The sequence below is a fragment of the Streptomyces sp. NPDC091387 genome, from assembly GCF_044756945.1.
In the GTDB taxonomy this organism is placed as follows: Bacteria; Actinomycetota; Actinomycetes; order Streptomycetales; family Streptomycetaceae; genus Streptomyces.
This window is the reverse complement of the sequence record NZ_JBIVTZ010000029.1, coordinates 31014-45185: the sequence shown is the minus strand read 5'-3', so window position 1 is coordinate 45185 and position 14172 is coordinate 31014. Positions and strand designations below refer to the sequence as shown.

The 14172-nt window shown below is 72.6% G+C and carries 13 protein-coding genes; 6 read left to right on the top strand and 7 right to left on the bottom strand.

The window, feature by feature from the left end; genetic code table 11:
• Positions 1 to 233: 233 nt before the first annotated feature.
• The gene (locus ACIQM0_RS36805; RefSeq protein WP_401295129.1) at positions 234 to 842 is read left to right on the top strand and encodes a hypothetical protein; all 609 of its coding nucleotides are present in this window, start codon (positions 234 to 236) and stop codon (positions 840 to 842) included.
• A gap of 32 nt (positions 843 to 874) precedes the next feature.
• On the opposite strand, the gene ACIQM0_RS36800 is transcribed toward ACIQM0_RS36805, so the two are convergent.
• Positions 875 to 3292: a serine/threonine-protein kinase gene (locus ACIQM0_RS36800; RefSeq protein WP_401295127.1), complete on the bottom strand. Its 2418-nt coding sequence runs from the start codon at positions 3290 to 3292 to the stop codon at positions 875 to 877.
• 179 nt (positions 3293 to 3471) lie between these two features.
• Positions 3472 to 4272, bottom strand: coding sequence for a VOC family protein (locus ACIQM0_RS36795; RefSeq protein ID WP_401295125.1), 801 nt, complete (start codon positions 4270 to 4272; stop codon positions 3472 to 3474).
• Between the two features lie 322 nt (positions 4273 to 4594).
• On the opposite strand from ACIQM0_RS36795, the gene ACIQM0_RS36790 reads away from it, so the two are divergent.
• The gene (locus tag ACIQM0_RS36790) at positions 4595 to 5242 is read left to right on the top strand and encodes a TetR family transcriptional regulator (protein ID WP_401295123.1); all 648 of its coding nucleotides are present in this window, start codon (positions 4595 to 4597) and stop codon (positions 5240 to 5242) included.
• A 130-nt stretch (positions 5243 to 5372) separates the two neighbouring features.
• Here ACIQM0_RS36790 and ACIQM0_RS36785 read toward each other — a convergent pair whose 3' ends face one another.
• Complete coding sequence (locus ACIQM0_RS36785) at positions 5373 to 5930, bottom strand: nitroreductase family deazaflavin-dependent oxidoreductase (protein WP_401295121.1); 558 nt, start codon at positions 5928 to 5930, stop codon at positions 5373 to 5375.
• Positions 5930 to 7195 carry an acyl-CoA dehydrogenase family protein gene (locus tag ACIQM0_RS36780; RefSeq protein ID WP_401295119.1) on the bottom strand — a complete coding sequence of 422 codons (1266 nt, stop codon included), beginning with the start codon at positions 7193 to 7195 and terminating at the stop codon, positions 5930 to 5932. Before ACIQM0_RS36780 ends, ACIQM0_RS36785 begins: the two co-directional genes overlap by 1 nt.
• 164 nt (positions 7196 to 7359) lie before the next feature.
• Here ACIQM0_RS36780 and ACIQM0_RS36775 point away from each other — a divergent pair, with 164 nt between their 5' ends.
• A complete protein-coding gene (locus ACIQM0_RS36775) occupies positions 7360 to 8529 on the top strand; it encodes a thiolase C-terminal domain-containing protein (protein WP_362962172.1) in 1170 nt (389 codons plus the stop codon).
• 113 nt (positions 8530 to 8642) lie between these two features.
• Positions 8643 to 9368 carry a pyridoxal 5'-phosphate synthase gene (locus tag ACIQM0_RS36770; protein ID WP_401295117.1) on the top strand — a complete coding sequence of 242 codons (726 nt, stop codon included), beginning with the start codon at positions 8643 to 8645 and terminating at the stop codon, positions 9366 to 9368.
• Between the two features lie 62 nt (positions 9369 to 9430).
• On the opposite strand, the gene ACIQM0_RS36765 is transcribed toward ACIQM0_RS36770, so the two are convergent.
• Both ACIQM0_RS36765 and ACIQM0_RS36760 read right to left on the bottom strand, forming a co-directional pair.
• Positions 9431 to 9619 (bottom strand): ferredoxin, encoded by a 189-nt coding sequence (locus ACIQM0_RS36765; RefSeq protein WP_123462335.1) that lies wholly within the window; start codon positions 9617 to 9619, stop codon positions 9431 to 9433.
• A 35-nt stretch (positions 9620 to 9654) separates the two neighbouring features.
• Positions 9655 to 10875 carry a cytochrome P450 gene (locus tag ACIQM0_RS36760; RefSeq protein ID WP_401295115.1) on the bottom strand — a complete coding sequence of 407 codons (1221 nt, stop codon included), beginning with the start codon at positions 10873 to 10875 and terminating at the stop codon, positions 9655 to 9657.
• A gap of 282 nt (positions 10876 to 11157) precedes the next feature.
• Between ACIQM0_RS36760 and htpX the strand changes: the two genes are divergently transcribed.
• Both htpX and ACIQM0_RS36750 read left to right on the top strand, forming a co-directional pair.
• Positions 11158 to 12069 carry a zinc metalloprotease HtpX gene (htpX, locus tag ACIQM0_RS36755; RefSeq protein ID WP_401295113.1) on the top strand — a complete coding sequence of 304 codons (912 nt, stop codon included), beginning with the start codon at positions 11158 to 11160 and terminating at the stop codon, positions 12067 to 12069.
• Between the two features lie 31 nt (positions 12070 to 12100).
• The gene (locus tag ACIQM0_RS36750) at positions 12101 to 12685 is read left to right on the top strand and encodes a hypothetical protein (RefSeq protein WP_401295111.1); all 585 of its coding nucleotides are present in this window, start codon (positions 12101 to 12103) and stop codon (positions 12683 to 12685) included.
• Between the two features lie 13 nt (positions 12686 to 12698).
• Here the strand turns inward: ACIQM0_RS36750 and ACIQM0_RS36745 are convergent, their stop codons facing one another.
• Entirely contained in the window at positions 12699 to 14171 is a 1473-nt protein-coding gene (locus ACIQM0_RS36745; RefSeq protein ID WP_401295109.1) for an MFS transporter, read from the bottom strand.
• Position 14172 lies beyond the last annotated feature (1 nt).

Sequence of the window (14172 nt, the reverse complement as noted above, 5' to 3'; positions counted from 1 at the left end):
TGGATCGGCTGTGCGGTGTTCGGCACTGCTGCCGGACAGCCGCGCGACACCGTAGCGCACAGCATGGCCGGTTTCGTTCGGCCTCCCGGTCATGACCCTGTCACGATCTCGTCATCGTCCGCGCGCCGCCGTCTGGTGGCGAGGGCCATGCGCCCGGCGTAGCGTCGAGGCGAGAGCGGTGCTGATCCGCGTCACCGGCCGGTGGCGCCTCGCACACCCGCTGGAGGCCGGAGATGATCCGTAACGTCCTCGGCTCGATCGTCGCTCTCGCAGGAGCGGCGGCCGCCGTGCTGAGCCCCTTCCGTGACTGGTACGACGGCCGCCTCGGGCGGCATTACCGGATCGGCGACCTCTTCACCGGTGTCACCGGGGCGCACCCCGGCGTGTTCGGTTCGATCCTGCTGCCGTTCCTCTTCGCCGCGGTCGTGACGGTCGTCGGCGTGGTGCTCCGGTCCCGGCTGCTGGTCGCCCTCGCGGGCGTGGTGGTCCTCGGGTTCACGGTGCTGTGGATGGTCCGTCAGGGCCAGGCGGCCGGGGAGCTGACCGTCTCCGGCGACGGTTCCGGGCTCCAGCTGGGCGTGGCGTGCGCGGCGGGCGGCGGGGTGCTGCTCCTGCTGGGCGCGGCGCTGATGTCCGGGCGCGGTCATGCGCGGCTGGGGGCGCGGGCGGACCGGAGCCGGCCGTACGACGCGCCGGGGTCCGAGGACCCCGACACCTGGCCGCCCACCCGGGAGCCCGGCCCGTCGATGCAGACGAGCCCCTGGCCGGAGCCGGAGGCCGATCCGTACGTGGGTCCGCCGGACCACGGCCGTCCGCCGGACGACCGTCCCCCGCAGCCCTGAGCCCGGACCAGCCTTCTCCAGCTCGCGTCCGGCTACGTACGGGGTCTGCCGCCCGTGCCGGTGCCCTTGAGCGCGTCCAGGGCATACACGCAGCGGTCCTTGCTGCACGCGTACACCACCCCGCCCTGCGCCACCGGCGAGCCCGTGATCTCGCCGCCCGTGGCGAGCTTCCAGCGGAGCTGGCCGCCCGCCGCGTCCAGGGTGTACAGGACGTGGTCGGCCGAGCCGAAGTGGACCCGCCCGTCGGCGACGACCGGTGCGCCCACCACCTCGCCGCCCGCGGCGAACCGCCACTTCGGGGTGCCGGTGACCGCGTCCAGCGTGTACAGCGCGCTGCCGCTGCCGACATGGACGTTCCCCGTCGTCACCAGCACCGGTTCGGTCGACTGGCGGGACTCCGTGGCGATGCGCCAGCGGTCCTTGCCGGTCGAGGCGTCCAGCGCGTACACCGTGCCGAGGTAGTCCGCGAGGTACACCCCGCCGCCGGTGACCGCCGGGCCGGGCGCGAACGCGGGCGGCGAGAGGAAGACCGCCGGTGACTCGAAGTGCCAGCGCACCCGGCCGGAGGCGATGTCCAGCGCGAGGACCCTGGTTCCCGCGCAGACGTACGCGTAGCCGTCCGGCGCCGGGGTCACCCGGAGCGGCACCCCGCCGCAGGAGGCCGCGTCGCCGACCGGGTAGGACCAGCGCTCGACGCCCGTACGGGCGTCGACGGCCCGCAGCCGGGCGTCCTGCCAGAGGTAGACCGTCCCGTCGTGCACGGCCGGTCCGGCCTCCGACGTCTCGAAGTCCGTCTGCGCGCCGGTGGTCTCCCAGAGCTTCTCCCCGGTGGACGCCTCCCACGCCTGGACGCCGCCGCCCCGGGTGCCCGTGACGACCGTGCCGCGGTCGGCCTTGAGCGAGTACACCCACGCGTCGGTCTGGAGCCGCCACCGCTCCGCGCCGGTGACCGCGTCCAGGGCGTAGAGCGAGGGGCCGTCGGAGGCGTGGATGCGGCCGCCGTTGACGGCCATCGCCCAGGCCACGTCACGGGTCTTGAACTGGCGCCGCCCGTTGCCGGTGTCCAGCGCGTGGACCTCGAAGGAGGTGACGTAGAGCAGGCCGCCGACGACGACCGGCGTGCCCCACACGTCGTTCGACATCCGGAACCGCCAGGGCCGCCAGCGTTCCGGACCGGAGGGACCGCTGTCCGGCGCGTGCGCCGGAGCGGGCACGGGGACGGGCGGGGCCGGGGGCGCGCCGTTCACTCCGGCGGGCGGGCGCACCCAGCCGGTCGCCGGAGCCGCCTCGGCGGCGGCCGCCGAGGCGTGGACGTCCTGGACGCGCGGACCGGGGCCGATCGGCGCCTTCGCACCGGACAGCCGCACCGGGCCGCCGTCGGGGGCCTCCAGTGGCGAGGTGGCCGGGGTGGGCGAGGAGTGCCGGGGACGCAGGTCGGCGCCGCCGCGCCAGGCGGTGTCCCAGTCGGCGCCCGGAGGCCTGGCGGGCGGCGGCGGCACGGGGGCCGGGGCGGGAACGGGGGCAGGGGCCGGGGCGGGTGCGACGGCGACCACGCGTCCGCCGCCGCGGCGCAGCTCGATCATCTCGGTGGCGGAGGCCGGCAGCCAGGCCGACGCCGTACCGCTGTCGTCGCCGCCGGAGGCGAAGAGGTGCGGGGCCAGCTGCGACTGGAGCTCGGCCGGGGTGGGCCGGCGCGTGGCGTCCATCTGCATGCAGGACTCGATCAGCGGCCGCAGGTCGTCGGGCAGACCGGTGACGTCGGGGCCCTCGCGCAGCAGCATGAAGACCGTCTCGACGGGGTTGGCCCCGTGGAACGGCGCATGGCCCGTCGCGGCGAAGACGAGCGTCGAGCCGAGCGAGAAGATGTCGCTGGCGCCCGTGACGCTGCGCGAGTCCCGCGCCTGCTCGGGCGACATGTACGCGGGTGTGCCCACGGCGACGTTCGTCATGGTCAGCCGGGTGTTGGAGACGCCGGACGCGATCCCGAAGTCGATGACCCGGGGGCCGTCCTCCACGACGAGCACGTTCGACGGCTTCATGTCGCGGTGGACGAGCTTCGCCCCGTGGATCGACTGGAGGGCCTCCGCGATGCCCGCGGCCAGCCAGCGCACCGCCTGGGTCGGCATCGGCCCGCACTCATTCACTATTTCCTCGAGCGAGGGCGCGGGCACATAGGCGGTGGCGAGCCAGGGCACGGCGGCGCGCGGGTCGGCGTCCACCACGGCGGCCGTGTAGAAGCCGCTGACCGCGCGGGCGGCCTCCACCTCACGCGTGAAGCGGACCCTGAACAGCTGGTCCTCGGCCAGTTCCGTACGTACCGTCTTGATCGCCACCCGCCGGCCCGACGCCGAGCGGGCGAGATAGACCAGCCCCATGCCGCCGGCCCCGAGCCGTCCCAGCACCTCGAACGGGCCGATCCGCCTCGGGTCGTGCTGCGTCAGCTGCTCCATCACTTACCTGCCACCCTCCCCGTACGGACCTCAGTCGACAGAGGCCCGCGAAAAACCGCCCTGTGCAGCGTCTCACCACTGGGCACCACCCGACGGTGCGCACCCCGATTGTTCCTGGCCGAGGCGCCGGTTGCGAACCCGGGGGCAGAAGCGGGTGTCATGGATCACTCCGGGCGGTATCAGGACACCGGTGGCTGAAGTACGGCGAAGACGGCGCCCTGGTCGTCCTGGAGTACCGCCATCCGCCCGTACGGGATGTCGAAGGGCGGTGCGGAGACCCGGCCGCCGAGCCGGACGACGGTCGCGGCCGACGCGTCGCAGTCCGCCACGGCGAAGTAGGTGAGGAAGTAGCTCGGCATCACGGCGGGGAACGCGTCGGTGATGACGCCGCGCCCGCCGACGGCCGTGTCCGGCCCGGGTTCCGTGCCGGCCGGTGACCACATGCGGAAGTCGACGCCTGCCTCGTCCGTGCCCGGGGCACCGGCGCCGGCCGCGTCCGGATCGACGGAGCGGAAGCCGAAGACCCGCTCGTAGAAGGGGTCCACGCGTTCCTTCTGCCGGGTGTAGACCTCGGTCCAGCAGAAGGAGCCCGGCTCGTTCTGCTTCTGGAAGCCCTTGCGTTCACCCGCCTGCCACAGCCCGAAGACCGCGCCGCCGGGGTCGGCCGCCTGGGCGAGGACACCCGACCGGCCGGCCCGGACCGGTTCGGTGATCACCTGCCCGCCCGCCTCCCGGACGCGGGCGACGGAGGCGGTGATGTCGTCGGTCGCGAAGTAGACGCCCCAGGCGGTCGGCATCCGGCCGTCCTTCTTGGCGGCGAGCGCGGCGACCAGGGCCCCGTCGCTGAGGGCGTCGGCGGAGGACCCGTCGCCCGCCCGGAAGGTCCAGCCGAAGAGCGCACCGTAGAAGCGCTTGCCCGCTTCGAGGTCGGGCAGCTGCACGTCCACCCAGCACGGCGCGGACTGCGCGAATGCGGCCATGGGCCCGGATCCTTCCTCCGCGGTGACGCTCGTCACAGCCAACGTAACCGCGGGGGGCCCGGTGCGCGCCTCAGCACCCCCGATACGAACATACATTCGACATCGGACCCTCGAATGTCGTCGTCACGGAAAGTTATCCACGGAAGTTATCCACAGGATGTTGATAACATTAATGAGACTGTGGGGAACGGCGCACCGAAAGGCGTGCGGAACCGAGGGGCACATCATCGGAAATCCCCGCACTCCCCCCACCACGCCTGGCGCCGTCCCCATTTGCAGTCGGCCGAATCGCGCTCCGATCACCCGTCGGTAAGCTGACGGCATGACAGGACAAGTACGCACCGTCGACGGCCGCGTGGCCGGTCGACGCGGACAGGCGACGCGGCAGAAGCTGCTCGACTGCCTCAGCGAGATGCTCAGCTCCTCGCCGTACCGGGACGTCAAAGTCATCGACGTCGCCCGGAAGGCGGGGACTTCACCCGCGACCTTCTACCAGTACTTCCCCGACGTCGAGGGCGCCGTCCTCGAGATCGCCGAAGAGATGGCCAAGGAGGGTGCCGGACTGACCGAACTGGTCGCCGGGCGCTCCTGGGTCGGCAAGTCGGGCTGGCAGACCGCCGAAGAACTCGTCGAGGGATTCCTCGACTTCTGGCGGCGCAACGACGCGATCCTGCGCGTGGTCGACCTCGGCGCGGCCGAGGGCGACAAGCGCTTCTACAAGATCCGTATGAAGATCCTCAACTCCGTCACCAACTCCCTCACGGATTCGGTGAAGGAACTCCAGGCCAAGGGCAAGGTGGACAAGGACATCAGCCCCGCGGCGATGGCCGGTTCCCTGGTCGCGATGCTGGCGGCGGTCGCCTCGCACCAGAAGGGCTTCACCACCTGGGGTGTGAAGCAGTCCGAACTCCGCCCGAACCTTGCGCTGTTGGTGCATCTGGGCATCACCGGCAAGAAGCCGACGAAGTAGCGCCCGCGCCGGATTCCCCGTACTGGGTGACGCTCGGTGACCCCGGGCGCCCCAGGTCCTGTCTCACCGACGGCGGACCACGCATGTGGTCCGCCGTCGGTGTATCCGGACCCGGCCGTGGGCCCCGCCCTCACCCCGGACCGTCGCGCCGCTCCAGCCGGAACAGCCGGATCTCGCGGTCGATCCGCGCCTGGTACGCCGCGTAGGGCGGCCAGAACCTCAGCGCCGTCTCCCACACCGCCGCCCGCTCGGCACCCGCCAGCAGCCCGGCCCGTACCGGGATGTCGTGGCCCTTCCAGCTGATGACGGCCCCGTCCGGATGCGCCAGCAGGTTCGCCGTCCAGGCCGGGTGCCCCGTACGGCCGAAGTTGCTGCCGACCAGGATCCAGCTGCCCGGTTCACCGCCGCCCCGATCCCCCTTGCTCTTTCCGCCCCGGCCGCTGCCCGCCCGCTCCGGATCGCCGTCGCCGTGCTCCGGCATGCAGGCCAGCGGAGTGGTCCTGAGCTGCCCGCTCCGCGCCCCCGGCACCGTCAGGACGACCCCCGGCAGCATCTGCGCGCTGAGCAGCACCCGGCCGCGGGTGAGCCGGTGGACCGTGCGGTCCATGGCCGGTACGAGATGGGGTGCGATCCGGGCGAAGGCCCGGGTCGAGGAGACCTTCTGGACGAGGCGGACGCCGGGCGCCATCAGACCGCCACCCGTTCGGCCGGTCCCTGCTCGGCGGGTCCCGGCGCGCCCTGACCGGCCGCCTCCGGACCGGCTGCCTCCGGACCGGGGCCGAAGAGCCCCGCCCGCAGGGCCGCGTGGTCGCGGAGCCGGTGCACCGGACCGAGGAGCAGTTCACCGGCGGCGGCCCGCTCGAAGTACCGACGCGCCTGGTGCTCCCCGGTGAGGCCGACGCCTCCGTGCAGTTGCACGGCCTCCGAGGTGGTGACGTGCAGGACCTCCAGCGCCTGGGCGAGGGCGAGCCCGCCGGCCTCCGGGTCCCGGGCCGCGTAGTACGCCGCGGAACGGGCCGACTGCACCTGTACGTACAGATCCGCGAGGCGGTGCTTCACGGCCTGGAAGGAGCCGGTCGCGCGGCCGAACCGCTCGCGCTCCCCGACGTGGGCGACCGTCCGCTCCAGCGCGCTCGCCGCCGCCCCCACCGCCTCGGCGGCGAGTGCGGCGGCCGCGGCCCGGCCGGCCACGGCGAGGGCCGCCGAGGCGTCCACCGTGTCGTCGGCGCCGAGGAGTTCGGCCTCGGTGTCACGCAGTTGGACGCGGGCGAGCGGCCGGGTCTCGTCGAGTGCGGTCTGCGGGGTGCGGACGAGTCCGGCGGGCGCCTGCGGCCCGTCCGTCCGGACCAGGAACAGCAGGGTGCGGCTGCGCGGGAAGCCGCCCGTGTGCCCGGCGACCAGGAGCAGTCCCGCGCTGTGCCCGTCCAGCACCTGGTCGGCCTCTCCGTACAGCCGCCACCCCCCGCCGTCACCGGCCGGCCGGGCCTGGACGCCGCCCGCCCGGCCGCCACCCGCCCAGCTTCCGCCGGTCAGGTCGCCGGTGAGGCCGAGTGCGGTGGAGAGCGAGCCGCCGGGGACGGCCAGCGCCGCGGTGAGCTCGCCCGCCGCGACGGCCGGCAGCAGGGCGGTGCGCTGCGCCTCCGTGCCGAGGGCGGCGATCAGGGGCGCGGCGAGTACGGCGGTGGCGAGCAGCGGGGACGGCAGCAGCGCGCGGCCCGTCTCCTCGCAGACGACGGCGAGCTCGGCGGGACCGCGGCCGGCGCCCCCGTACTCCTGCGGGAGGGCGAGTCCGGGCAGCCCGAGCTCGCGGGCGAGCCGGCGCCACAGCTCGGCGTCGTATCCGTCCCGCGCACCCGCCGCGCTCCTGACGTCGTCGGGTCCGCTGTGTCTGGCCAGCAGTTCGCGCAAGGTGCGGCGGATCTCGTCCTGTTCCGCGGTGAAGGCGGCATCCATCGTCGGACTCCTTCCCCTCAGAGGCCGAACGGCCTCTGATCTGACGGGCCGTCATGCTAGGACGGATGGTACGAGATTCCCAGAGCCGCGCACGGCGACGGCCCGCAAGATCCCACTTCCGCAAGCCGGTTCACCCGAACCTGATCTGATGTACCGTCAGATTCATGCCTTCTTCCCACCGCAAGGTCGCTGTCGTCGGCATATCCCTCGCCGACTGCGGACGTGTCGACACCGCCACGCCGTACGCCCTGCACGCCCAGGCCGCCCGCCGGGCGCTCGCCGACTCGGGTCTGGACCGGTCGGTCGTCGACGGATTCGCCTCCGCCGGACTCGGCACGCTCGCCCCGGTCGAGGTCGCGGAGTACCTGGGGCTGAAACCCACCTGGGTGGACTCCACCTCGGTGGGCGGCTCGACCTGGGAGGTGATGGCGGCCCACGCGGCGGACGCCATCGCGGCGGGCCGCGCCAACGCCGTACTGCTGGTGTACGGATCGACGGCACGCGCGGACATCAAGGCGGGCCGCCGCACGTCCAACCTCTCCTTCGGCGCCCGCGGCCCGCTCCAGTTCGAGGTGCCGTACGGGCACTCGCTGATCGCCAAGTACGCGATGGCCGCGCGCCGCCACATGCACGAGTACGGCACCACTCTGGAGCAGCTCGCGGAGGTGGCGGTGCAGGCCCGCGCCAACGCGGCCGCCAACCCGGACGCGATGTTCCGCGATCCGGTCACCGTGGACGAGGTGCTGTCGGGCCCGATGATCGCCGACCCGTTCACCAAGCTGCACTGCTGCATCCGCAGCGACGGCGGCTGCGCGGTGCTGCTGGCGGCCGAGGAGTACGTACCGGACACGGCGAAGGACCCGGTCTGGATCCTCGGCACCGGCGAGCACGTCTCGCACTCCGCCATGTCGGAGTGGGACGACTTCACGGTCTCCCCCGCCGCCGTGTCGGGCCGGCTTGCGTTCGAGCGGGCGGGGGTGCGGCCCGCCGACATCGATCTGGCCGAAATCTACGACGCGTTCACCTACATGACGCTGGTGACGCTGGAGGACCTGGGCTTCTGCGCGAAGGGCGAGGGCGGCGCGTTCGTCGAGAAGGGCCGCACCGGCCTGACCGGCGAGCTCCCGGTGAACACGGACGGCGGCGGCCTGTCCGCCTGCCACCCCGGAATGCGCGGCCTGTTCCTGCTGGTGGAGGCGGTACGCCAACTACGCGGCGAGGCGGGGGCCCGCCAGGTCCGCAAGGCGGGCGGCCGGCTGCCGGAGCTGGCGGTGGCGTCGGGGACGGGCGGCTGGTTCTGCTCGTCGGGGACGGTGGTGCTGGGGCGGGGGTGAGGGGGTGGGGGTGAGGGGGTGGGGGTGGGGGTAGTCGGGAGCCGGGCTCCCGGACCCGGGCCTCGCCGGGCCGCCGGCTCGGTGCCGACCGGTCCGTGAGGTCCAATGGCCGCATGACCGACGCATCCGCCGCCGCCGCACAGCGCGCCTTCCGTGATCTGCTCCACGCCCAGCGTGTGTGGGACATCGAGCTGCCCGCCTTCGACCCGGCCGCCGCGCCGCGTGCCCCGCTCCCCCTCTTCCACTCCTGGTTCGCCGAGGCGGTGGCCGCCGGGCAGGTGGAGCCGCACACCATGACCCTGGCCACGGCCGACGCGGAGGGCCGGCCCGATGTGCGCACGCTGATGCTGCACGACGCGGACGAGCGCGGCTGGCACTTCGCCACGCACGCCACCAGCGCGAAGGGCCGCCAGCTCGCCGGTCGCCCCCATGCCGCGCTGGGCTTCTACTGGCCCGCCCAGGGGCGGCAGGTACGGGTGCGGGGACCGGTCACCGCGTGCTCCGCCGCCGAGAGCCGGGCCGATCTGCACGCCCGCTCCACCGGGGCGCTGGCCTCGGCGCTGGTGGGGCGGCAGAGCGAGGTGCTGGGCTCGTCCGCCGAGCTGGACCGCGCCTCCGACGCCGCCTGGGACCGGGCCCGGGAGGAGCCGGAGGCCGAGGTGGCGAGCTGGACGCGGTACGTGGTCGAGCCGTACGAGGTCGAGTTCTTCCAGGGCGACGCGCGGCGCCGGCACATCCGGCTGCGCTACCACCGGGAGGCCGGGGCGGCGGAGGCGGCGGGGGCCGCAGAAACCTCGGCGCCCGCCGGTGCCTGGCAGCGGGAGCTGCTCTGGCCCTGACCGGCGGGCCGAGCGACCGGCGGGCGGCCGCCCCGCGCCGTGCGGGGCAGCCGTCCGGCCGCTCAGTTCACCGTGATCGCCTGCACGGGACAGGCGCGGGCCGCCTCACCGACCAGGGGGCCGGCGAGGGCGTCTCCCGGTTCGGGCAGCAGCTCACTGAACCCGTCGTCGTCCTGCGTGAACACCTTCGGCGCGGCCAGCGCGCACTGCCCCGCGCCGATGCACACGTCCCGGTCGATATCGATCTTGATCTGCATCCCAGCAGGGCCTTCCGGTCGGTTGTCGGTCACCACGTCACGGGCAGTTCCAGGAGCCCCTGGATCGTGTCCCCCGGCTTGAACGGAACGTCCTCCGCGGGCACCGCCAGCCGCAGGCCGGGAAGACGCTCGAAGAGGGCGGGCAGCGCGATCTCCAGTTCGGCCCGTGCCAGGTTCTGGCCCAGGCACTGGTGGATGCCGAACCCGAACGCCACGTGATTGCGCGCGTTGCGGCCGAGGTCCAGCTCGTCGGCCGACGGGTACACGGACTCGTCCCGGTTGATCACCGCCGTGGACAGGAGGACGCCGTCACCCGCCCGGACGGTCACCCCGCCCACCTCGATGTCCTCGACGGCCACCCGTGACAGCCCGTCCGCGATGGACAGGAACCGCAGCAGCTCCTCCACCGCGGCGGGCATCCCGGGACCGGCGTCGTCGCCGGAAGCGGCACCGGCGGCGCGCAGCAGGGCCAGCTGTTCGGGGTGCTGGAGAAGGGTGAAGGTGCCGAGCGAGATCATGTTCGCGGTCGTCTCGTGGCCCGCCACGAGCAGGATCTCGGCCAGCCGCACCAGCTCCTCGCGGTCCACCGCCCCGGTCTCCAGCTGCTTGGCGATCAGCTCGTCGAGCAGTCCGTCGCCGGGAGCGCGCCGCTTGCGCTCGATCAGCGCCCGGAAGTACTCGTCGAGGGCGTCCCGCGCGGCTTCCACGTCGGAGGCCTCGGGGCCGCGGAGCAGCTTGCGCGACTGCGCCTCGAAGAACTCGTGGTCCTCGTAGGGCACCCCCAGCAGCGCGCAGATGACCATGGAGGGCACCGGCAGCGCGAAGGCGTCGACCAGGTCGGCCGGCGGACCCTGCTCGACCATTGCGTCCAGCAGGGTGTCCACGGTCGCCCGGATCTGCGGCCGCAGGGCCGCCGTCCGCCTGACCGTGAAGCTCGGGATCAGCATCCGGCGCTGGACGTTGTGCTCCGGATCGTCGACGCCGATCAGTTCCACCCGCCGCTGGGTGATCTCGGCCTGCCGCTTGGCGAACAGCGGGAACTCGGGGTGTTCCCGGTCGGACGACAGCCTGGGGTCCGCCAGGAGCGACCGTGCCTCGGCGTGACCGGTCACCAGCCACACCGTCCGGCCGGTGTAGATGCGGACGGGGGTCACCGACTGCTGCCCCCGGCTCTCACTCGGATATCCCGTCGGCGGGTGGTAGGGGCAGGTGCGGTTCTGGGGAAAGGTGACGGTCTCGGTCTCTGCCATGGAGGACCTCGCAAAGAGAGGGGGAGTCCTGCCGATCACCCCCACTAGATGCCCCAGGCACCTAGATGGGCTAGGCGTAGTTCGGCCAAATACCCCGTATCCACCCATCGGGCGACGGCCGGAACCGCACCCACCGCTTTCCGGCCACCCCACGGGTCGCCCCACCGCTCGCCTCACGGGTCGCCTCAGCGGTCCGTTTGCCCGTCTGTTTACCGGTCGCGCTTATCCGCTTCGAACCGCCGAGGAGCACTATGGGAAGCAGATGAGGACTGGAGGTCACCCATGACCCGAACCCGTAGCCGGTACGCCCCGGACCGCGGCCTGACCACACGCATGGTCTCCACCATGTTCCTGATCGGTCTGCTGTACGTGGTACTGGTCGGCGTCCTGCTCGCCGTGCTGCGCGGCGCCTGGCCGATCATCCTGATCGTCGTCGGTGGCATGTTCATCGCCCAGTTCTGGTTCAGCGACCGCATCGCGGCCTTCAGCATGGGCGCCCGCGAGGTCACCCCTGAGCAGGCACCGGAACTGCACGGCGCCATCGACCGGATCTGCGCCCTCGCCGACATGCCCAAACCGCGGGTGGCCATCGCCCAGAGCGACGTGCCGAACGCCTTCGCCACCGGCCGCTCCGAGAAGACCGCCCTCGTCTGCGCGACCACCGGTCTGCTGCGCAGACTGGAGCCCGAGGAACTGGAGGGCGTGCTCGCCCACGAGATGTCGCACGTCGCACACCGTGACGTCGCCGTCATGACGATCGCCTCGTTCCTCGGCGTACTCGCGGGCATCATCACCCGTGTCGCCCTGTGGGGCGGCCTCTCCCGCTCCAATCGGAGCAATGACCCCATCGGCATCGCGATCATGCTGATTCCGCTGGTCAGTGCGGTGGTCTATGCCCTGAGCTTCCTGCTGACCCGACTGCTGTCGCGCTACCGCGAGCTGTCCGCCGACCGCACCGCCGCGCTGCTCACCGGCCGGCCCTCGGCCCTCGCCTCCGCCCTGACGAAGGTGAGCGGCCAGATGGCCCGGATCCCGACGGAGGACCTGCGGAAGGCGGAGCCGTACAACGCCTTCTACTTCGTCCCGGCCTTCTCCTCCAAGGAGAGCCTGAGCCGGCTGCTCTCCTCGCACCCGACGCTGGAACAGCGCCTCGACCAGCTGGCCCGCATCTCCGCCGACCTCTCCCGTCCCTGACCCGGTTCGTCAACCCTTGAGGAGTACGTCCGTGGGCCTGCTCGACAGCATCCTGGGCCGCAGCAAACCGGTCCGCCCCGACCTCGACCAGCTCTTCGCCGTCCCGTCCGCCGCGCTCACCCTCCAGGCGGCGACGGGATTCGTCCCGACCGGCCTCGGCTCGGTGTGCTTCGCGGGCGTCGAGGGCGGCACCTTCGCCCGTATCCAGCAGGACGTACGGGAGCTGCTGGACGCGGACACCGCGCGCGGCGGCATCCCGGTGGAGTTCAGCCAGGACTCCTACGGCTACACCTGGCTGCTCGCCCGGCAGCCGGCCGAGGACACCGCCGCGCTGGTCAACGACCTGCACGCGGTCAACACGCTGCTCCAGGACGGCGGCTTCGGCCCGCAGCTGCTCTGCTCACTGATCGGCTTCCGGGACGAGCGGGAGCGGCCGCTGGCGCTGGTTTACCTTTTCAAACGGGGTACGTTTTATCCGTTCGCCCCGGCGCCGGGCAGCGGCGAGAAGCGCGACAACGGGCTCGAACTCCAGGTCCGGGCCGCCCTCGGGGACGACCTGCGGGTGGAGAAGGACCTGGCCCGCTGGTTCCCGGTGTGGGGGGCGCCGGGGCTGTGAGTGTTCGGACGCCTCAGGTGGGCTCTTCGGTGACGCGGGAGCTGGTGAGTGTCAGTGCACCGCCGGCCGCGACCAGGCCGACGATGACCGCCAGCACGGCGTAGGTGATCCGCTCGCCATGGAAGAACGACGCCACCAGAGCGTCGCTCCAGGTTCCTGCGGGCAGCTGTGTGGTGACCAGCGCGGCGATCATTGTGCCGACCACGGCGGTGCCGATGCTGCTGCCGACCTCCTGCGCGGTGTCGTTGAGCGCCGTGCCGATCGACGTGCGGTTGCCCGGCATCGCGTCGACGAGCGCGATGGCGCAGATCGTCATGACGGTGCGCAGCCCGATGGTCATCACGACCATGCAGAGCGCGATGACGACGTACCCGTGGTCGACGCCCCAGGACAGTCCGGCCAGTGAGCCGGCCAGGCAGGCCGCGCCGACCAGGCAGGCGATGCGGTGGCCGAACCTGGCCGCGAGCCACTCGGACAGAGGGGTCGCGGCGATCATGGTCACGATGAGCGGCAGGTTCGCCAGGCCGGCCCGTACGGGGCTCCACCCGTACGCGTACTGGAAGTGGAGGATCAGCCCGAACATCACGGCGGCCATCGCGATGGCCGTGCCGATCTGCGCGATGGCGGCGCCCCGGACTGTGCCGCTGGAGAAGAGGCGGAGGTCCAGCATGGGCGATGCACTGCGGCGCTCGTGCCACACGAACGCGATCCCCGCGACGATGGCGCCGAGGAGTGATGCGAGTGTGATCGCGGAGAGCCAGCCGTGCTCGACACCGCTGGTCAGCGAATAGCAGGCGAGGCCGATGGTGGTGACGCTCAGCACGGCGCCCGGCAGATCGAGCTTGTCGCGGGTCAGGTCCTGCGGCCGGTCGGCCGGGACGCCGAGACGGACACCGATGGCCGCGATCAGGGCGATCGGGGCGTTGACGAGCAGGAGCCACTGCCACTGAACGTGGGCCAGGGCGGTGCCGCCCAGCAGCGGGCCGAGGACGAAGCCGGACATGCCGACGACGATCATCAGGGTCATCGCGCGCATCCGCAGCGCCTTGTCGTCGAACAGCCGGAAGACCAGCGAGTTCGTGATGGGGGCCATGGCCGCGGCGGCGATGCCGAGGCCGGCCCGCAGGGTGATGAGCTCCCCCGCGGTGGATACCGCGGCGACGCCCAGGCTCAGCAGACCGAAGACCGCCAGGCCGACCAGCAGCACACGTCGGCGTCCGAGCCGGTCGGCCATCGATCCTGCCGTCAGCAGCAGGCCGCCGAATGTCAGTGAGTACGCGCCGGTGACCCACTGCAGCGCGGTCGTACCGCTGCCGAGGTCCCGGCCGATCGTGGGCAGCGCGATCGAGAGCAGCGTGTTGTCGACCATCTCGACGAAGAAGGCCAGGCAGAGCGCGGCCAGGGGGATCCATGCCGCGCGCAGGGACGGATAGGTGCGCGACGCGGTGGGTTCGGGTGCGGTGGGTTCGGGTGCGGTGGTGGTCATG